Consider the following 20001-nt stretch of genomic DNA (forward strand, 5'->3'; position numbering starts at 1 on the left):
CGGCGGCGGCGACCCGCCGCTAGCGCGACAGGAAGGCCAGCACGGTGCTTTCGAAGGCCTCCTTGGCCTCGATCATCGCCCAGTGCCCGGAGTTGGGGAAGATGTGCAGCTCGGCGTTGGGGATGGTGCGCATCGGGACCAGCGCCATGTCGGGCGGGCTCACCCTGTCGTCGCGGCCCCAGGTCAGCAGGGTGGGCGCCGTCAGCTTGTGCATCACCGCCCACGGCATCGGGCGGTCCGACGCCGCCATCGCGGCGTTCATCGCGGCGAACGCCGCCTTGCCGTACATCCGGCGGGCGGCGTCCAGCGCCGTCGGGTCGGTGGCGAGCTGCCAGCGTTCCTCGATCAGCTCGTCGGTGACCAAAGACTGGTCGTAGAGCATCGATTTCAGCCAGTCGACGAGCCGTTGCCGGGTCGGGTCCTCGACGAACTCCTGCAGCAGCCGGATGCCCTCGCTGGGGCTGGGGCTGAAGATGTTGGTGCCGACCCCGCCGATGGTGACCAGGCGGCCGACGCGGTCCGGATGCCCGATGGCGAAGTTGATGCCGACCCCGCCGCCCATCGAGTTGCCCACGATGTGCGTCTTGTCGACGCCGAGCGCGTCCAGGAACGGCGCTACGGCGCCGAATGCCGTGATCATCGGGTGGCCGCCGAGGTCGTCGGTGACCCCGAAGCCGGGAAACTCCAGGATCAGGCAGCGGAAGTGCTCGGCGAAGGTGGGCAGGATCCCGCGAAAGTTGCGCCAGCCGGTGACGCCGGGGCCGGAGCCGTGCAGAAACAGCAGCGCCGGGCCGGAATCCGGGCCGCAGTCGTAGTAGCGGAAAGCGCCTTTGGGGGTGCTGATTTCGCGCAGGTCCTGTTCGACGGTCGTTGGAGAGGTGTTTGCCACGGATGCCACCCTGCCATGCCGCGGCGGCGAAGGGGAGCGGGGTGCCGGTGCGGAGCGCCGCGGGCTCACTCCGCCGAACGCCGGGCCATCGTCGAGTCCGGCGCCGACCAGTCGGTCGACACCTTCCGATGCTTGATCAGCCAGGTCCCGCCGTCGGGCGTCAGGGTGTCGCGGTAACGGCCGAAGTGGTCCAGGCCGACCTGGGTCACCACGGTGAAGTAGGACGAGACCTCCGCCCGCTGCGGCGACAGCGCGGTGAACAACACGTTGGTGAGGTTGTGCCGGACGACGGGCTTGACCGCGGAGGTGTCGGCGGCGCCCTTCCGGGTGACGCCGCGGAGGAACGATGCGATCTCGGTTCGTCCGCGCAACGGCTGAAGCCCGCGGATCTCGAGGACACCGTCGGCGCAGAACGTTTCCGCGAGGCCGTCGAGCCGCCCCGCGTCGCCCGACCAGTTGTACCGCGCGAGGGTGTCCCGGATCTGTTCGCGGGCGACCAATTCCCACATGTCCACCGTCGTGACTCCACACCCTGCGCCGCGAAAGCGCAACCGCCGAAGGCCCGCGCGGGAGACCCGCGCTACTTGACGCGGTACGGCCGGAACCCGTGGCGGACCGCCGGGGTGAAGCCGTTCAGGTCGAACACGGCGATGAGCGCGCGCAGCAGCGCGGGGGACCACTCATCGAACGGCTGCGCGTTCATACGATCGAGTAGTTCACCGCGGAGGTGCTCGATGCCCGTCGGCCGCTGCTGGTCGCTCATCGCATCGATGACGCTAAGAGCGACGCCATGCGGTTGTACAGCCAACCGGGCATATTCAAATTTTGCCACTTCCGCTACCGGCAGTAGCGGAATACAGTGGGTGGGTGGCGACCGGCGACGACGGCAGGCACGTGCGCACCTGCCCCCTGTGTGAAGCCATGTGCGGCTTGGAGATTCACGTCGAGGGCGGGAAAGTCGCCGGCATCCGGGGCAACCGCGACGACGTGTGGAGCCGCGGGCACCTGTGCCCGAAGGGCGTGTCCCTGGCGGCGTTGCACGACGACCCGGACCGCATCCGCCGCCCGCTGATCAAGGTCGACGGCGGGTGGCGAGAGGTCAGCTGGGACGCGGCGTTTCGGCGCTGCACCGAGTTGCTGGCCCCGGTGATCCGCAAGTACGGGATCGGCGCGGTCACCGCCTACACCGGCAACCCGCTGGCGCACTCGTTCTCGCTGGCCCGCTACACGGGCGTGCTGCTGGGCATGTCGGGGATGCCGGTCACCTACTCGCCGGGCACGGTCGACCAGTGGCCCAAGAACCTGTCGTCGCATCTGATGTACGGCGGCTGGTGGATGTTCCCCGTGCCCGACATCGAGCGCACGGACCTGCTGGTGATCATGGGCGCCAACCCCGCCGCATCGCAGGGCTCCCTGCTGGCCGCCCCCGACGTGATGGGATTGATCGGCGCAATCCGCAAGCGCGGCAAGGTGATCGTGATCGACCCCGTGCGCACCCAGACCGCGGCCCGGGCCGACGAGTGGCTTCCGATCGTGCCGGGGACCGATGCGGCGCTGTTACTTGCGGTGGCCCACACGCTCTTCGACGAGGGTCTGGTCAATCCCGGCCCCCACGTCGACGGCGTCGAAACCATGCGCCGGGTCGCCGCGGACTGGCCGCCGAGCCGGGTCGCCCCCGTCACCGGCATCGACGAGGATCGCATCCGCACGCTGGCCCGCGAACTCGCCGGCACGCAGCGATCGGTGCTCTACGGCCGAATTGGCCTGTGCAATCAGGAGTTTGGCAGCCTGGCCAGCTGGCTGGTCGACGTGATCAACATTCTGACCGGACACTTCGACACCCCCGGCGGCGCGATGTTCCCCAGGGCGGCGGCCTGGTCGATCACCACGCAGCCACTGCCCGGCCTGGAGGGCGGTCTGCCCGAATTCGGTCGCTGGCACACGCGGGTGCGCGGCGCCAAGGAGGTGCTCGGGCAGGCGCCCGTGTCGTGCATGGCCGAAGAGATCGCCACGCCCGGCGATGGCCAGCTCAAGGCGTTGATCACGGTTGCGGGCAACCCGGTGCTCTCCACTCCCGGCGGCGACAAGCTCGACCAGGTGCTGCCGATGCTGGAAGCGATGATCTCCGTTGACCTTTGGATCAACGAGACGACACGCCACGCCGACGTGATCCTGCCCGGGCTGTCCCCTCTCGAGCAGCCCCACCACGACGACCTGATCCTGCAGTTCGCAATCCACAGCATCGCCAACTACTCGGCTCCGGTGTTCGACCCCGGTGAGCGCCCGCACGAGTGGGAGATCCTGATACGGCTGACCGGCCTGTGCACGGGCACGCCCGCCGAGGACGTCGACGTGGCGGCCATCGACGACGGCTTCTTCGACTACCTGGCCTTTACCCGGGGCGTCGACGGCGCCGCCATCCGCAGGCTCTGCGACGATGCCGGCCTGACGGGCGGCCCCGAGCGGATTCTGGACCTCACCCTGCGAACCGGCCCCTTCGGGGACCGCTACGGCGAAAACCCCGGCGGGCTCACGCTGGAGCGGCTCAAGGCCAACCCGAACGGCATCGATTTCGGGCCGATGGTGCCCCAACTGCCCGAGGCGCTGGGCACCCCGGACAAGAAGATCCGCCTCGCCCCGCAGTACCTGCTCGACGACCTGCCGCGGCTGGCCGCGCGGCTGGACCGGCCGCAAGAGCCGCTGGTGCTGGTCAGCCGCCGGCACCTGCGCTCGAACAACACCTGGATGCACAACATCCCGGCGCTGATGAAGGGCAGGGACCGCTGCACGCTGCTGATCCACCCCGGCGACGCGGCGCGCTGCGGCGTGGCCGACGGCGACGTCGTCACCGTGAAGTCGCAGGCCGGCGAGATCAAAGTGCCCGTCGAGGTCACCGACGCGATCCGGCCCGGCGTGGTGTCGATGCCGCACGGCTGGGGACACGGCAAGCCGGGCACCCGGATGTCGGTGGCCAACGACTCGCCGGGGGCCAACACCAACGTGCTCTCGCCGCCGACGTTCGTCGACGAGCCGTCCGGAAACGGCGTCCTCAACGGCATACCCGTGACGGTCATCGACGACCAGGCCCGATTTCGCGCCGGCCGGCCCAGCCCGCTTTAGGGCGCGATGGGGCGGTTCGTCCACTCCCGGCCGGGCCGCCGCGACGACCGGAACCAGCCGCCCGCCGCGCCGGTGCCGCCATCGGTGGGGATGGTGTGGCCGGTGACGAACGCCGCCAGGTCCGAGGCCAGGAACAGGATCACGCGGGCCTGGTCCTCGGGCAGCCCCATCCGCCCGACCGGCACCCAGTGCGGCCACTGCGCCTGCTCCTCGGCGGACAGCCACCGCGTGTAGGGCACCTGCAGCGATTCGGTGACGTCGGGGCCGATCGCGTTGACCCGTACCCCGTCGCGACCGACTTGCACGGCGAGGCTGCGGGTGAAGTGGATGACGGCCGCCTTGAACGCGGCATAGACGGGGTCTTCGGGGTAGCCGCGCAATCCCTCGACCGACGAGACGTTGACGATCGCCCCGGCCCGGCGCCCGAGCATCGCGGGCAGGAACGCGTGGGTGACGAGGAAGACGTGATGCAGGTTGACGCGATACAGCTCATCCCACAGCTGCGGGTCGGTGTCGACGAAGCCGCCCGGGTGGCGCAGCCAGTGGCCGACGTTGTTCACGAGCACGTCCACCCGGCCGTAGTGATCCAGCACCGCTTGCGCCAGGCGGGTGACCTGGGCCGCGTCGCGGACGTCGGTGGTGATCGACAGGCCCGAGCCCCCCGACCCCGTGATCTCGTCGACGACCCGACGCGCGAGCCCGTCGTCGATGTCCGCGATGACCACGTGCGCGCCGTGCTGGGCGAACAGGCGCGCCGTCGCGGCGCCGATACCACCGCCGCCGCCCGTCACCACCGCGATCCGGTCGGCCAGCAGCGCTGCGCCTGGGTGTCCCATGGGTCATATCTTGGGCCACGCGCCGCGGCCGGCGGCGCATTACCCGCGTTCTTCGCGCACCAAACAGTGAGATAGCCAACATTTGTCGCGGATTTGCTCGTCGTTATCTTTCGTTGCTGCCGGGTATCCGTCGGAAATCTAGGAGTTGGATGGGAATGGTTATCAGGGCAGAATCCGGGCGCTTGTTGCCAAGTCAGGCGATGAGCCGGCGATTTCATCATCGCCACAGCGCACAGTCGTTTGCTGTGTCTTTGGCGAGCCGGTTGATCGTGAAGAACGTGGTGCGCGCCTGGGCGATTCAGCCGAACCTGCACTGGCCCTTGCACTACGTGGACGGGCTGGCGGGTCTGGTGCCCCGCTTCGGTTCCCCGGCGAAGATCGAGCCGATCCGGCTGGATGGCTGCGCGGCAGAGTGGGTGCGGGCCCCCGGCGTCTCCTCCGACCGCGCGATCCTCTATCTGCATGGCGGCGCGTTCATCACCTGCGGCCTCAACACGCACCGGTCCCTGGTGACCCGCCTGTCGAAGGCGGCCGACGCCGGTGTGCTCGCAGTCGAGTACCGCAAGCTGCCGACGCATCAGATCGCCGACGCGATCGAGGACGGGATGTGCGGGCTCCGCTGGCTGCTGGATCGCGGTTACGACGGCGACCAGTTGGTGGTGGCCGGCGACTCGGCCGGGGGATACCTCGCGTTCATGACGACGCTCGCGGCCATGCGCACCGACCTCGTCAGGCCGGCGGCGGTGGCGGCGATCTCGCCGTTCACCGACGCCGACCCCGCCCGGAAGCTCGCCCACCGCAACGCCCGCCGATGCTCGATGTTCACCAGCGGGGCGCTGTCGATGTTTTCCCGCTACCTCGGGGAGGTTCGGGTGCCGGCCGGTCGTGCGGCGTCGGGTTCGTCCACCCACCGGGTGGAGTCCCCGGTCGACGCCGACCTGTCCGACCTGCCCCCCGTCACCATCCACGCCAGCAGCGATGAATTGCTGACGCCCGACGCCGAACTGATGGCCGAGCGCCTGCAGGACAGCGGTGTGCGCTGCGAACTTCATTTGTGGGACGGTCAAATTCACGACTTCCCGCTGGCGGCCGACGTCTTGCCGGAGGGGCGGCAGGCAATTCGCTACATCGGCGATTTCATCAAAAGGATCACCGACGAAGCCCGGGGTATGCCGGACAATTGGCGGCGCCCCGCCCAGCGCCGCCGCGCGCAACTCTCCGCCGCGGCGGGGTAACCGACATCCCCGAGACCGCCGGGACGACTTGGGCCGCATTCGGCGCCGCGGCCGATACAGTTGGTCTTCGTGACCCCACCCGCCCCTCCAGTGCTGACCGTGCGATACGAGGGAGCCGAGCGCACCTTCGCGGCGGGCACCGACGTTGTCATCGGGCGTGACCTCCGCGCCGACGTCCGCGTCGCGCATCCGCTGATTTCGCGCACGCACCTCATCGTGCGATTCGACCAGGGTCGATGGATGGCCATCGACAACGGCAGCCTCAACGGCCTGTACGTCCACAACCGTCGCGTGCCCGTCGTCGACATCCAGGACGGCCTGCGGGTCAACATCGGCAACCCGGACGGCCCGGCGCTGACCTTCGAGGTCGGCCGCCACCAGGGCCTGGCCGGGCGGCCGCCGCTGACGACGTCGATACCGATCTTCAATCCACCCGGCCCACCCGGCGCACCCGGCCCGCCCGGGACGCCCAGTGGCCCTGTGCCGCAAGGGCGCCCGCAGGCCCCGTCGGGCCCGGTGCGTCAGCCCTCCCAGGTGCCCAGCGGGCTGCGGCCGATCCAGCCCTCCACCGGACCGCAGGCCGGCCAGCAGCCGAGCGGGCCGCAGCCGATGCACCCGCCCACCGGCCCGTTGCCGCATTACCCGGGCGGCGGCCAGCCGGTGGGACCGCCCAGCGGGCCGCAGCAGGCGCCGAAGATATACCGGGCCCAACCCGCGCCGGTGCCGCCGGCGGGGCCCGCGGCCGTGCCCCCGGCGGGGCCCGCGGCCGGCGAGACGGGCCGCGTCGGGGACTCCACCAACATCGCGACGTCGATGATGAAGATCCTGCGGCCGGGGCGGGCCGCGCTGGAGTCGGCGCCGGGCGCGATCAAGATCGGCCGGGCCAACGACAACGACATCGTCATTCCCGAGGTGCTGGCCTCGCGCCACCACGCCACCCTGGTTCCCACGCCCCACGGCACCGAGATCCACGACAACCGCAGCATCAACGGCACATTCGTCAACGGCGCCCGGGTCGATTCGGCGGTGCTGCACGACGGCGACGTCGTCACGATCGGCAACATCGACCTCGTCTTCGCCGGCGGCACGCTGGCCCGCCGCGACGAGAGCGCGACGGCCACGCGCACCGGTGGCCTCGACGTGCGCGGGGTGACGTGGACGATCGAGAACAACAAGGTGCTGCTGGACGACATCTCGCTGGGCGCCCAACCCGGGACGCTCACGGCCGTCATCGGACCGTCCGGCGCGGGAAAGTCGACGTTCGCCCGGTTGGTGGCCGGTTACACGCACCCGTCCAAGGGCACGGTGTCCTTCGAGGGCCACAACGTGCACGCCGAATACGCGTCGCTGCGCAGCAGGATCGGGATGGTGCCGCAGGACGACGTGGTGCACGGGCAGCTGACGGTGCAGCAGGCCCTGATGTACGCCGCCGAGCTGCGTCTGCCGCCGGACACCACCAAGGACGACCGCGCGCAGGTGGTGGCCCGGGTGCTCGAGGAGCTCGAGATGAGCCAGCACCTCAACACGCGGGTCGACAAGCTGTCCGGCGGTCAGCGCAAGCGCGCCTCGGTGGCGCTGGAGCTGCTGACCGGGCCGTCGCTGCTGATCCTGGACGAGCCGACGTCGGGCCTGGACCCCGCGCTGGACCGGCAGGTCATGACGATGCTGCGCCAGCTGGCCGACGCCGGTCGCGTCGTGCTCGTGGTCACCCACTCGCTGACGTACCTGGACATCTGCGACCAGGTCCTGCTGCTGGCCCCCGGCGGCAAGACCGCGTTCTGCGGGCCGCCCAGCCAAATCGGCCCGGCGATGGGCACGACGAACTGGGCGGACATCTTCAGCACGGTCGCCAGCGACCCCGACGGGGCCAAGGCCCGGTACCTCGCGCACACGGGCCCGCCCCCGCCGCCGCCGCCCGCCGAACAGCCCGCCGAGCTGGGCGACCCGTCGCACACCAGCCTGTTCCGGCAGTTCTCGACGATCGCCCGGCGACAGGTACGGCTGATCGTCTCCGACCGCGGCTATTTCGTGTTCCTGGCGATATTGCCGTTCATCATGGGCTCGCTGTCGATGTCGGTGCCGGGCGATGTGGGCTTCGGCGTGCCGGACCCGATGGGCGCCGCGCCCAACGAGCCCGGGCAGATCCTGGTGCTGCTCAACGTCGGCGCCGTCTTCATGGGCACCGCGCTGACTATCCGCGACCTGATCGGCGAACGGGCCATCTTCCTGCGCGAGCAGGCGGTGGGCCTGTCGACGACCGCGTACCTGCTGGCCAAGGTGTGCGTCTACACGGTGTTCGCCGTGGTGCAGTCGGCGATCGTGACCATCATCGCGCTGCTCGGCAAGGGCGGCCCGACGCAGGGCGCGGTGGCGCTGGGCAGGCCCGGCCTGGAGCTGTTCGTCGACGTCGCGATGACCACCGTCGCCTCGGCGATGCTCGGGTTGGTGCTGTCGTCCATCGCCAAGTCCAACGAGCAGATCATGCCGCTGCTGGTCGTGGCGGTCATGTCCCAGCTGGTGTTCTCCGGCGGCATGATCCCGGTCACCGGGCGCATCGGGCTCGATCAGATGGCGTGGGCGACCCCGGCGCGGTGGGGCTTCGCGGCGTCGGCGTCGACCGCCGACCTGATCAAGCTGGTGCCCGGCCCGCTGACGCCAAAGGACTCGCACTGGCGCCACACGGCCGGGGCGTGGTGGTTCGACATGGGCATGCTGGTGCTGCTCAGCGTCGTCTATCTCGGGTTCGTGCGCTGGAAGATCCGCCTCAAGGGCGGGTGATCGCGCCGGGCGTGCGAGCCGTGACGGGCGGTCGCATCGACTGTGAATTCCGGGCTTTGCGCGTGAAACCTGGGCGGAAAAACGGCCGAAATCCCGCCACCCGTACCCCCCCAAGGCCCTCGGTGCACACTCGACGCCCCGGGCCCACGGCCGGGCGGGCTAGGCGCCCTTGCGGACCGCCGCGTCCGCGGCGGTGCGCATCCGGTCCGAAAGTTGCAGCAACGCGTGCTCGCCGACCCCGTGCGGCACCGTGTAGGCCAGCTGTCGTAGCTCAAGGGCGCAGTCGCGCAATTCCTGGCGGAGGCGAGTCTCAAGGGTGGGCATGGCGGTACCTGTACTTCACATCTGTACTTCGGATCTGTACTTCACATCTGTACTTCACAGCGGGGACCGAAAAGTCTCTTCGACAAATTGTCGCAGTCCGGCCACGCATCCGCGATGGCCGTGCAGGGAATTTACGGGAGATTAACAGCCTCTTCAGGGGCGCGCCGCGAGGAACGTTTCGTTCGGCACGCCCGCGGCGAGCCCCTCGACATCGAAGGGCCGGTTCAGGCGGTCGCGCAGCTTGGCGGGATCGGTCACACGGCTGATCTCCGCGGTCTGCCGGGCGAACAGCCGCCCGAAAAGCGGGTAGAGCCAACGCATTAGCGCCCGCTCCGCGCGGGTGCAGCGCGCCGCGCAATAACCGACGTGGCCGAGTTCGTCGGTGAGGATCTCGCTGTAGAGCCGCTCGATGCGGGCGGCCACTTCCGGTTCGTCGGCGAACACCTCGACGCCGACGCGGCGCAGCTCGTCGAACATGATGCAGCCCGCCATCTCCCCGGCGCCCACGAACGGGAACCCGAACCGCTCGGGCAGGAAGACTTCCATCTTGACGAACTGGCGCATCACGAACGGCGGCACCACCACCTGGAAGGGCAGCTCGAAGATGTCGAGCACGTAGGCCAGCAGGCGGGTGTGGTAGTGCTCCTCGAGCGCGAGGTACACGCCCTCGGGCGGCTTGTCCGCCCCGCCGATGCGCCCGTACGTGTCGCCCAGGTCCACGCCGAAGCGCTCGGCCTGGTTGAGCTTGGCGGTCGCCAACAGGAACAGCATGTCGCGACCGAGGCCCGGTTCGGGCCGGCGCCGGCGCAGGTTCCGCAGGAACACCTCCCGATCGATGCGGCGCGCGGAGCGAACGGGGTTGGCCTCCAACGATTCGAAGAACTCCTCGCGGTTGGCGAGCCGGCGATGCAGCAGGTCCGCCTCGCCGTCGCGGCGCGTCAGGTAGGCCTGGTATCCCTCGATTCCGGTGGCGCTCATGGTGTCGCTCATGTTTCCTCCATTCCCGAGACGATGGTCTTCACGTAGCGGTCCAAAAGGGCGGCGCGCGGCTGCGTCGCACCCGGCGCGGTGGCCAGCAGGGCGAACAGCCCGGTCAGGAAGATGACGCCGAGCTCACCGGCGTCCGCGTCCCGGGATGCGCGCCCCGCGGCCTGCGCCTCGGCGATCGCGGCGATGGCGAACTCCGCCAGGGGATGGTCACCGAGTTGGTCCTCGACAGGCCGCGAAGGGGAGAAGTGCAATCCCAGCATGTCCCTGAAGACCACGGGACCCAGTCGCCGCTCGGCCTCGAGCACCGCGTGCACCAGCGACGTGAGCAGTGCCAGCAGGTCTCCACCCTTGCCCGGTTTGGCGGCGAGCGCGGCCACGATCTTGGCCTCCTCGGCGCGCTCCAACTCGACGAGCACGTGCTCCTTGGTGGGGAAGTGGAAGTAGAACGTGCCGCGCGCGACGCCGACGGCCGCGGCGATGGCGGCGACGTCCGTGGCCGCCAGTCCCGACCTGCCGATTTCGGCCACCGCGGCGTCGAACAGCCGGGCCCGCGTCTGCAACCGCTGGGCCTCGCGGGAGCTCATCGCCGGTGAAACGGCTTCGGTGGCCGCCGCGTTCGTGGCCGTTGCCGGGGGCATGACCGCCAACCTAGACCCACTTGCTGACGGCTGTCAATGACGGGTGTCAGCGGCGTGCCGCGCGTAACGTCGGGATCCGCGCGCGCGATTTCGCCATGGCGTTACGCTGGCGCGCTGGAGAAGGGGCCGAGAAAGGGTCAGGGATGGATTTCGAACTCGACGCCGGCCAACGCGCGTGGCTGGCCGAGGTTCGCGAATTCCTCCGGGAGAACGTGACCGCCGAATTGCGCGCCGAACTCGCCCGGCACGATCTGGAGTTCCCCGGCGGCGAGGTGGCCCGGTTCCGCCGCAAGATCGGCGAGAAGGGCTGGTTCGGGCTGAACTGGCCGCGCGAGTACGGCGGGCTCGGACTGGGCGCCGTCCATCAGCACCTGCTGATGAGCGAGTTCGAATACTGGGGTGTGCCCGGCCCCGACCTGACCGTCACCTCGGTGGCGCCGATGATCATGCGCCACGGCACCGAGCGGAACAAATCCGAATGGCTGCCGCTCATCGCCCGGGGCGAAATGATCTGCGCCGTGGGCTATTCCGAGCCGGAGGCGGGAACCGATCTGGCCGCCCTGCGCACCCGCGCGACCCTCGACGGCCAGGAATGGGTGATCAACGGCACCAAGACCTGGAACAGCGGCGCCCAGCGCGCCACCCACGAGTGGCTGTGCGTGCGCACCGATCCCAATGCCGCGCGCCACCGCGGGATTTCGGTCGTCATCGTCCCGATCGACACCCCCGGCGTCCAGATTCGGCCGCTCTACGCGTGGTCCGGCTATCGCACCAACGAGGTGCACTTCCACGACGTGCGGGTCCCGGTCACCAACCTGATCGGCGAGGCCAATCGGGGGTGGACGTACATCACCGGCGCCCTCGACCTGGAACGCGGGGCGCTGACCAACGCCGGCGACCTGCGCCGCGCCGTGGACGAATTGCGGCAACTCGCGCGGACCCCGCGGCGCGACGGTTCGGTGCCCGCCGACGACCCCGCGCTGCGCCGCCGGCTGGCGCGCGCGGAGGCCGACGTGGAGGTCGCCACCCTCATGGGCTACGAGGCCGCGTCGATCCTGGACGCCGGCGTGATCCCCACCGTGGAGGTCAGCGTCGAGAAGATCTTCACCAGCGAGCTGCGCCAGCGCGTCGCCGACCTGGCGCTCGACCTGCTCGGGCCCGACGGCCTGCTGGCGCACCGCAGCGAGAACGCGCCGCTGGCCGGCGAATTCGAACGGCTCTACCGGGCCGCCCCCCTGATGCGGTTCGGTGGGGGCACCAACGAGGTGCTGCGCGACATCATCGCCCAGCGCGGGCACGGGATGCCCTCGTATGGACGCTAGGCCCACCGCCGAGCGGCGCGAGTTCGCCTCGGCGCTGCGCGCGCTGCTGGCGACGGAGAACCCGGTGGCCCTGGTGCGCGGCCTTCGCGAACCCGGTGCCGACCGCGCCACGCCCGCGCTGTGGAAGGCGCTGGCCGACGCCGGGGTGTTCGGGCTGGCGATCTCCCCGGAGTACGGCGGTTCCGGGGGCTCGCTGCAAGACCTGGCCGTCTTCTACACCGAGGCGGGCCGCGCCCTGTGCCCGACGACGGTGCACAGCACCGTGGTGGCGGCGCTGGCGGTCGACCGGCTCGGCCCGCCGGCGGCCAAGGCCGAGTGGCTCGCGCCGCTGACCAGCGGCAGCGTGCGCGGCACCACGGCCCTGTGGGGCGCGCGCGACGCCGCCGTCGTCGCGCCGGTGCTGCGCGCCGATCCCACCGGGGCCGGTCGCTGGCGGCTCACCGGCACCGCGGACTACGTCGCCGACGCCGACGTCGCCGACCTCGTCGTCGTTTCGGCGGCCGCGGGCGAGCGCACGCTGGTGTTCGTCGCCGACCCGCGCGCGAGCGGCGTGACCATGGAGCCCCTGGCGATGGCCGGCGGGCACGCGGCGTTCACGTTGCGCTTCGACGGCACGCTCGCCGGTGGCGCGCTGGGCGAGGTCGCCCCGACCGGGCTGCGCCGGGTCGCCAACGCGGCGGTGGCGCTGGGATCGCTCGACCTGGTGGGCGTCGGGGAGGCGGTGCTGGAACGCACGGTCGGCTACACCAAGCTGCGCCATCAGTTCGGTCGCCCGATCGCGTCATTCCAGGCGGCCCAGCATCTGGTCGCCAACATGCACATCGCCTTGGCCGCGGCGCGATTGGCCGCGCACGCGGCGGTGTTCTGGCTGGCGCGGGGGCGCATGGCGACCAGGGAAACGGCGATCGCGCGCCTGCACGCGGCCACCGCCGCCCGGCTGGTCACCCTGGACGCCCATCAGCTGCACGGCGGGATGGGCTACGTCACCGAAACCGACCTGCACCTGTGGACCGAACGGGCGCGGCTGGGCTCGACGCTGGGCGGCGGGGCCGACGTCGCCGCGGGATGGCTGGAGGAGAGCATGGAGAACAAAGATGAATGCTGATGAATGAGCACACGCTGATCGACGCCGAGTCGGCGGCGCGGGTGGGCAGCGTCGCGGCGGCCGCCACCGGCGAGGTGAACCGGCGCGATTGGCAGCGGTGGGCGGCGGCGGTCGGGGACCGCAATCCGTTGTGGTTCGACCCGGAGTACGCCCGGGCCAACGGGTTTCGCGACATCATCTGCCCGCCGCTTTATCTGCAATACGCCGTGCTCGGCGTCACGCACCTCGACGCGCTGCGCCCCGACGGGTCCTCCGGCGCCGTCTCGGGCAGCCTCGCATTTCCCCGCGCCCCCAAGCGGATGGCCGGCGGGGAGAGCTTCACCTTTCACCTGCCGGCGTACCACCGCGACGAGATCGAGATGGTGCGCACCATCGAGTCGATCGTCGAAAAGCAAGGCCGCTCAGGTAGATTCGTCCTGGTCACCTGGCACACGGTGTACCGCAACCAGCACCGCGATCTCGTGGCCGAAGCGTCGACCTCGATGATCGCCCGGCCCTAGGAGCGTGATGAGCGGCCAGCGGGTGTTCGACCAACCATTTTTCGACGACATCGCCGTGGGCGACCAGATTCCCACCCTGACCGTCACCGTCGACGAAACGCAGCTGTTCTTCTTCAGCGCCGCCACCTACAACGCGCACCGCATCCACTACGACAAACAGTGGGCTCGCGAGGTCGAGGGGTACGACGACGTGTTGGTCCACGGTCCGCTGCAGGCTGCGCTGCTGGCCCGCGCGATCGGCGACTGGATCGGCGGGCGCGGCCGACTGGTGTCGTTCTCGGTGCAGAACCGCGCCGTCGCGCACCCCGGCGAGGCGCTCAGCTTCGGTGGCGAGGTCACCGCGAAGCGGTTGGACGACAATGGCTTTGGGGGCTTTGGGGGCTTTGGAGACTATGGGCTGGTGGACCTGGCCATCGCCGGCCGGCGCGGGGCCACCGTGCTGATGCCGGGAACCGCGACCGTCGCGCTGCCCCGCCGCGGGACGGCGCCGTGACGGGGCTGCGCGGCGAGGCGGCCATCGTCGGCATCGCCGAGCTGCCCGCCGGGCGCCGGCCGACCGGGCCGCCGTTGTTCACCCTCGACCAGTACGCGGCGCTTTCGAAGATGGTCATCGAGGACGCCGGCGTCGAACCCGCGTGTGTCGGCGGGCTGCTCACGCACGGGGTCGCCGAATCGGCGATGTTCGCGCCAGCCACGCTGTGCGAATACCTCGGCCTGGCCTTGGATTTCGGCGAGCGCGTCGACCTGGGCGGGGCCACCTCGGCGGGCATGGTGTGGCGCGCCGCCGCCGCCGTCGAGCTCGGCATCTGCGACGCGGCGCTGGCCGTCGTCCCGGGATCGGCCAACGTGCCGCAATCGGCGAAGGGCCCGCCGCCCGCCGCGAATTGGTATGGCGCGTCGTCGAACAACTACGGGTCACCGCAGGCCGAGTTCGAGATCCCGTACGGCAACGTCGGCCAGAACGCCCCGTACGCGCAGATCGCCCAGCGCTACGGGGCCGAGTTCGGCTACGACCCGGCCGCGGTCGCCAAGATCGCGGTCGACCAGCGCGAAAACGCGTGCGCGCATCCCGGCGCGGTCTTTCACGGGTCCCCGATCACGGTGGACGACGTGTTGGCCAGCCCGATGATCGCCGATCCCATCCACATGCTCGAGACGGTGATGCGCGTGCACGGGGGAGCCGGGGTGCTCATCGCCAACGCCGACATCGCGCGCCGCGGCCGCCACCGCCCCGTCTGGATCACCGGCTTCGGCGAACACATCGCCTTCAAGACCCCGACCTACGCCGAGGACCTGTTGAGCACGCCGATCGCGCGCGCCGCCGACCGGGCGTTCGCGATGGCCGGGCTGGACCGTTCCGACGTCGACGTCGCCTCGATCTACGACTGCTACACCATCACCGTGCTGATGAGCCTCGAAGACGCCGGCTTCTGCGCCAAGGGCCACGGCATGTCCTGGGTTGCCGAGCACGACCTGACCCACCGCGGCGACTTCCCGCTCAACACCGCCGGCGGTCAGCTCTCGTTCGGGCAGGCCGGGATGGCCGGGGGCATGCACCACGTCGTCGACGGCGCGCGCCAGGTCATGGGCCGCGCCGGCGAGGCCCAGGTGCGCGACTGTCACACCGCGTTCGTCACCGGCAACGGCGGCATCATGAGCGAGCAGGTCGCCCTCCTGCTGCGGGGGGACTGAGCGATGACCCCCGGCATCCCCGTCCCCGAACCCACGCCGGTTTCGCGGCCCTTCTGGGACGCCCTGGCGCAGCACCGGATCCTGGTGCAGTACTCGCCGTCGCTGCGGCGCCACGTCTTCTATCCGCGCACGCTTGCCCCCGGGTCGCTCGCCGATGACCTGGAGTGGCGCGAAATCGACGGCGCCGGAACGCTGTACACCTTCACCGTCGCCCGCAGGCCCACCGGCCCTCCGTGGGCGGACGCCGTGCCGCAGCTGCTCGCGGTGGTGCAGTGGGATGCCGGGCCGCGGATCAGCACCGAATTGGTGGACGTCGACCCGGCAGAGGTTCGCATCGGCATGCGGGTCGAGCCGGTGTTCTACGATCTGCCTGAAAGCGGAATCACCTTGCTGAGGTACCGGCCGGCCTGACCGGCCCGGCGGTGCGGGAAAAGGCCGACATGGACGACACCATCGACGGGACCGTGCGCTCGATGTTGCGCGAGTTGAACGCCGGGTTCCCCCGCGTCGAGACGATGACGGGTCCGCAGGCGCGCGCCGCCGTGGCCCAACGGCGCGTGCCCACCGCCAACGTCGACCACGTCCGCAGCACCATCGACCACGAGATCCCGGGCCCGGCGGGGGCCATCCCGGTGCGCATCTACCACCCGCACGGCGACCCGGTCGGGCACCGCCCGGCGATCGTGTTCTACCACGGCGGCGGCTTCGTGTTCTGCGACATCGAGTCCCACGACGGCTTCTGCCGGGCCCTGGCGCGCGGCAGCCAGTCCGTCGTCGTGTCGGTCGGCTACCGGCTGGCCCCCGAGCATCCCGCGCCCGCGGCGGCGATCGACGCGTTCGCGGCGTTCCGCTGGGTGACCGAGCACGCGGCCGGGCTGGGCATCGAGGCGGGCGCGGTCGCGGTCGCGGGCGACAGCGCCGGCGGAAACCTCGCGGCGGTGACCGCGATCCTGTGCCGCGAACGAGGATTCGCCCCACCCGCCGCCCAGCTGTTGCTGTACCCCGTCATCGATCCCACGTTCGACACCGACAGCTACCACCGCTACGCCACCGGCTACTTCAACACCCGCGCCGCGATGCAGTGGTACTGGCGCCAATACCTCGGCGGCGAGAGGATCGTCGACCCGCCCTACCTGGTGGCGCCGGCCCGCGCGGTTTCCCACGCGGGCCTGCCGCCCGCGGTGATCGTGACCGCCGGGCTGGATCCCCTGCACAGCGAGGGGTGCGACTACGCGCGGCGCCTGCGCGCCGCCGGGGTGCCGGTCATCCACCGCGACTTCGCGGGGTTGTTCCACGGCTTCATGACGATTCCGTCGTTTCCGCCGGCGGCCTCGGCGCGCGAGCTGGTGTGCGTGGATCTCCGGGGCCTGCTCGACGTCGCTTGCTGCGAGGCGACATGACCGAGGACCATGCGGCGGATGTGATCGTCGTCGGCGCGGGGTTCGCCGGGCTCTACGCCGTCCACCGCGCGGCATCGGCGGGTCTGGCGGTGCTGGCCCTCGAGGCGGCCCCCGATGTGGGCGGCACCTGGTACTGGAACCGGTATCCCGGCGCCCGCTGCGACGTCGAAAGCGTCGACTACTCATACTCGTTCGACGAGGAGCTGCAGCAAAGCTGGACGTGGAGCGAACGCTTCGCCGCGCAGCCGGAGATCCTGGCCTACCTGCGCCACGTGGCCGACCGCTTCGATCTGCGCCGCCACTACCGGTTCGGCGTCGACGCGGTCGGTGCTGACTTCGAGGAAGGGCGCTGGCGCGTCCGCACCCGCGATGGCCGGGTTTACGCGGCGCCGTTCCTGGTATGCGCGACCGGCTGCCTCTCGGCGCTGAACCGCCCCGACATCCCCGGGGTCGACGATTTCGCGGGCGAGGTGTATTTCACCGCCGCGTGGCCCCGCGAGGATCCCGACCTGCGGGGCAAGCGGGTGGGCCTGGTCGGCACGGGGTCGTCCGGCATCCAAGCGGTTCCGATCGTGGCCGACCAGGCCGAGCGGCTGGTGGTGTTCCAGCGGTCCGCGAACTACAGCATCCCGATGCCCAACCGTCCCTGGTCGGACGAGGAACTGCGACAGATCCGCGCGGAATACCCCGAGCGCCGGCGCATTTCGGCCTACGCCCCGGCGGGCACCCCGCACCGTGCCTACCACAAGAACGCCGTCGACGCCGAACCCCACGAGCGGACCGAGGCCCTGTGGAGGCGGTGGCGCGAGGGCGGCGTGTTGTTCGCCAAGACGTTCCCCGACCAGAACAGCGACCCGGCGGCCAACGACATCGCCAGGAGATTCGCCGAGGAGCGGATCCGGGAGATCGTCCGCGACCCCGTCGTGGCGGCCGACCTCATCCCGGTCGACCACCCGATCGGGACGAAGCGAATCTGCACGGACGCCGGCTATTACGCCACCTTCAACCGCGACAACGTCCGGCTGGTGAACCTGCGCCGCGAGCCCATCGACGCGATCACCGCCGGCGGGGTGCGGACCCGCGACGCGACCTATCCGTGCGACGTGCTGATCTTCGCGACCGGCTTCGACGCGATGACCGGCGCGCTCACCCGCATCGACCCGAAGGGTCCCAGGGGTGACCGGCTGCGCGACGTGTGGGCCGACGGCCCCGTGACGTTCCTCGGCCTGATGGTTCCGGGCCTGCCGAACCTGTTCACCGTCAGCGGGCCCGGCAGCCCATCGGTGCTGGCGAACATGGTGCTGCACGCCGAGGTGCAAGTCGACTGGGCCATCGAGCTGATCCTGGCGGCCCGGCGCCTCGGGGTGAGCGAGGTCGAACCCCGCCGCGACGCCGCCGACGCCTGGACCGAGCACGTCGCGAAGGCCGCCGAGGCCACCCTGTTCCCCAAGGCCGCGTCGTCGTGGTATCTGGGCGCCAACATCGAGGGCAAGAAGCGCACGTTTATGCCCTACGCCGGGGGCTTCGGCACCTACCGGCGCCACTGCGACGCCGTGGCCGACCGGAACTACGCGGGGCTGGTGCTGACCACGCGATGACCGAGACGGTGCAGCAGTTGCTGCGGCAACGCCGCAACGACGACACCCCCGCGATCGCCCACGGCCACCGGACGTGGACCTGGCGGGAACACCTGGCCGAGGCCGAGGCGGAGGCGGCGGCGCTGATCGACCTCGCCGACGCCGCGCGCCCGCTGCACGTCGGCGCCCTCCTGACCAATTCGCCGGCGATGCTACGCGCGATGGCGGCCGCGGCGCTGGGCGGCTACGTGCTGTGCGGCATCAACACCACCCGCCGCGGGGCCGGCCTGATCGGCGACATCCGGCGCTCCGACTGCCAGATCCTCCTGGTCGACGGCGACCACCTGCCACTGCTGGATGGCCTGGATCTCAACGGAATTCAGGTTCTCGATGTGGGCTCGCCGCGCTATGCCGAGGCCGTTGCCGCGGTGCCGCCGCTCGTGGCCCACCGCGAGGTCGGCGCCGCCGACACCCTGATGATGATCTTCACCTCGGGCACCAGCGGCGACCCCAAGGCCGTGCGGTTCGCGCACGGGATGGCGATCATGTGCGGGGCCAGCCTGATCTTCCAGTACGACGTCACCGCCGACGACGTGTGCTACCTGGCGATGCCGCTGTTCCATTCCAACGGCATCGCCGCCGGGTGGGCGGTCGCGATCGGCAGCGGCGCCACGATGGTCCCGGCGAAGTTCTCTCCGTCGCGGTTCGTCGACGACGTGCGCCGCTACGGCGTCACCTACCTGAACTACGTCGGCAAGCCGCTCGCGCTGATCCTCGCCACGCCGGAACGTCCCGACGACGCGGAGACGACGCTGCGGATCGCGTTCGGCAACGAGGCCACCGACCGCGACATCGACGAATTCGCACGGCGTTTCGGCTGCCGGGTCGTCGACAGCTTCGGCTCCAGCGAGTTCGCGGTGATCGTCGTCCGCGAGGACGGCGCCCCGCCCGGCTCGATCGGCAAGCCCTACCCCGGGGTCGGCATCTACAACCCCCGGACGCTGTCGGAGTGCGCGGTGGCGCGCTTCGACGAGGGCGGCGCCCTGGCCAATTTCGACGAGGCCGTCGGCGAACTCGTCAACACCCAGGGCGCCGGGCCGTTCACCGGGTACTACAACGACCCATCCGCGACGGCGAAGCGCATGCGGCACGGCATGTACTGGTCCGGGGATCTGGCCTACCGCGACGCCGACGGCTGGATCTATTTGGCCGGCCGCACCGCCGACTGGATGCGGGTGGACGGCGAAAACCTGGCCGCGGCGCCGATCGAGCGGATCCTGGAGCGGCTGCCTCAGGTGAGCCAGGTCGCGGTGTACGCCGTGCCCGACGAGCGCGTCGGCGACCAGGTGATGGCGGCCCTGGTGCTGCGCGACGGGAACGACTTGGCGCCGGGCGATTTCGAGAAGTTCCTGGCCGCCCAACCCGACCTTTCGCCGAAGGCGTGGCCGCGCTACGTGCGGATCAACGACGACCTGCCCGCGACCGCGACCAACAAGATCCTCAAACGCGAACTGATCGCCGCCGGCATCACCGCGCAGGGCGGCGTGCTGTGGGCGCGCGAACCGCGCGGCACGACCTACGCGATATCCCAGTGA

At 70.6% G+C, this 20001-nt stretch carries 19 protein-coding genes; 12 read left to right on the forward strand and 7 right to left on the reverse strand.

The genetic code is table 11. The features are described 5' to 3' along the window. Positions 1-19 precede the first annotated feature (19 nt). The 3 genes from BST11_RS15780 to BST11_RS15790 all read right to left on the reverse strand — a co-directional run bounded on the left by BST11_RS15780 (position 20) and on the right by BST11_RS15790 (position 1652). The gene (locus BST11_RS15780; RefSeq protein WP_083138870.1) at positions 20-889 is read right to left on the reverse strand and encodes an alpha/beta fold hydrolase; all 870 of its coding nucleotides are present in this window, start codon (positions 887-889) and stop codon (positions 20-22) included. A gap of 65 nt (positions 890-954) precedes the next feature. Beyond that, the gene (locus BST11_RS15785; RefSeq protein WP_083138871.1) at positions 955-1404 is read right to left on the reverse strand and encodes a nuclear transport factor 2 family protein; all 450 of its coding nucleotides are present in this window, start codon (positions 1402-1404) and stop codon (positions 955-957) included. Positions 1405-1469: 65 nt separating this feature from the next. Next, positions 1470-1652, reverse strand: coding sequence for a hypothetical protein (locus tag BST11_RS15790; protein ID WP_083138872.1), 183 nt, complete (start codon positions 1650-1652; stop codon positions 1470-1472). 104 nt (positions 1653-1756) lie between these two features. On the opposite strand from BST11_RS15790, the gene BST11_RS15795 reads away from it, so the two are divergent. Next, entirely contained in the window at positions 1757-4009 is a 2253-nt protein-coding gene (locus BST11_RS15795) for a molybdopterin-dependent oxidoreductase (RefSeq protein ID WP_083138873.1), read from the forward strand. Here the strand turns inward: BST11_RS15795 and BST11_RS15800 are convergent. Then, entirely contained in the window at positions 4006-4845 is an 840-nt protein-coding gene (locus BST11_RS15800) for an SDR family NAD(P)-dependent oxidoreductase (RefSeq protein ID WP_083138874.1), read from the reverse strand. The two genes, BST11_RS15795 and BST11_RS15800, sit on opposite strands and share 4 nt — an antisense overlap. 155 nt (positions 4846-5000) lie before the next feature. Between BST11_RS15800 and BST11_RS15805 the strand changes: the two genes are divergently transcribed. Beyond that, complete coding sequence (locus BST11_RS15805; protein WP_083138904.1) at positions 5001-6080, forward strand: alpha/beta hydrolase; 1080 nt, start codon at positions 5001-5003, stop codon at positions 6078-6080. Positions 6081-6140: 60 nt separating this feature from the next. Further along, positions 6141-8858, forward strand: a complete 2718-nt coding sequence (locus BST11_RS15810; RefSeq protein ID WP_169834919.1) for an FHA domain-containing protein — start codon at positions 6141-6143, stop codon at positions 8856-8858. A 159-nt stretch (positions 8859-9017) separates the two neighbouring features. Here the strand turns inward: BST11_RS15810 and BST11_RS27955 are convergent, their stop codons facing one another. The 3 genes from BST11_RS27955 to BST11_RS15820 form a co-directional block, all read right to left on the reverse strand. Next, positions 9018-9182 (reverse strand): hypothetical protein, encoded by a 165-nt coding sequence (locus tag BST11_RS27955; RefSeq protein ID WP_169834920.1) that lies wholly within the window; start codon positions 9180-9182, stop codon positions 9018-9020. Between the two features lie 153 nt (positions 9183-9335). Continuing rightward, positions 9336-10160, reverse strand: a complete 825-nt coding sequence (locus BST11_RS15815) for a hypothetical protein (protein ID WP_083138906.1) — start codon at positions 10158-10160, stop codon at positions 9336-9338. A gap of 8 nt (positions 10161-10168) precedes the next feature. Next, positions 10169-10810 (reverse strand): TetR/AcrR family transcriptional regulator, encoded by a 642-nt coding sequence (locus BST11_RS15820; protein ID WP_083138875.1) that lies wholly within the window; start codon positions 10808-10810, stop codon positions 10169-10171. A 143-nt stretch (positions 10811-10953) separates the two neighbouring features. Between BST11_RS15820 and BST11_RS15825 the strand changes: the two genes are divergently transcribed. From BST11_RS15825 to fadD1, 9 genes are read left to right on the forward strand one after another with little or no spacing between them, the layout of a single operon-like run. Further along, positions 10954-12132, forward strand: coding sequence for an acyl-CoA dehydrogenase family protein (locus BST11_RS15825; protein ID WP_083138876.1), 1179 nt, complete (start codon positions 10954-10956; stop codon positions 12130-12132). After that, entirely contained in the window at positions 12122-13237 is a 1116-nt protein-coding gene (locus tag BST11_RS15830) for an acyl-CoA dehydrogenase family protein (protein ID WP_083138877.1), read from the forward strand. The genes BST11_RS15825 and BST11_RS15830 overlap by 11 nt, the downstream gene beginning before the upstream one ends. After that, a complete protein-coding gene (locus BST11_RS15835; protein WP_083138907.1) occupies positions 13237-13737 on the forward strand; it encodes a MaoC family dehydratase in 501 nt (166 codons plus the stop codon). The genes BST11_RS15830 and BST11_RS15835 overlap by 1 nt, the downstream gene beginning before the upstream one ends. Positions 13738-13744: 7 nt before the next feature. Continuing rightward, positions 13745-14230, forward strand: coding sequence for a MaoC family dehydratase (locus BST11_RS15840; protein ID WP_083138878.1), 486 nt, complete (start codon positions 13745-13747; stop codon positions 14228-14230). Continuing rightward, complete coding sequence (locus BST11_RS15845) at positions 14227-15429, forward strand: thiolase family protein (RefSeq protein WP_083138879.1); 1203 nt, start codon at positions 14227-14229, stop codon at positions 15427-15429. Before BST11_RS15840 ends, BST11_RS15845 begins: the two co-directional genes overlap by 4 nt. A gap of 3 nt (positions 15430-15432) precedes the next feature. Then, complete coding sequence (locus tag BST11_RS15850; protein WP_083138880.1) at positions 15433-15840, forward strand: Zn-ribbon domain-containing OB-fold protein; 408 nt, start codon at positions 15433-15435, stop codon at positions 15838-15840. 29 nt (positions 15841-15869) lie between these two features. Then, positions 15870-16829, forward strand: coding sequence for an alpha/beta hydrolase (locus tag BST11_RS15855; RefSeq protein WP_083138908.1), 960 nt, complete (start codon positions 15870-15872; stop codon positions 16827-16829). After that, positions 16826-18427 (forward strand): flavin-containing monooxygenase, encoded by a 1602-nt coding sequence (locus tag BST11_RS15860; protein ID WP_083138881.1) that lies wholly within the window; start codon positions 16826-16828, stop codon positions 18425-18427. Before BST11_RS15855 ends, BST11_RS15860 begins: the two co-directional genes overlap by 4 nt. Continuing rightward, entirely contained in the window at positions 18424-20001 is a 1578-nt protein-coding gene (fadD1, locus tag BST11_RS15865) for a fatty-acid--CoA ligase FadD1 (protein ID WP_083138882.1), read from the forward strand. Before BST11_RS15860 ends, fadD1 begins: the two co-directional genes overlap by 4 nt.

Source organism: Mycobacterium alsense, assembly GCF_002086635.1.
Classification (GTDB): Bacteria; Actinomycetota; Actinomycetes; order Mycobacteriales; family Mycobacteriaceae; genus Mycobacterium; species Mycobacterium alsense.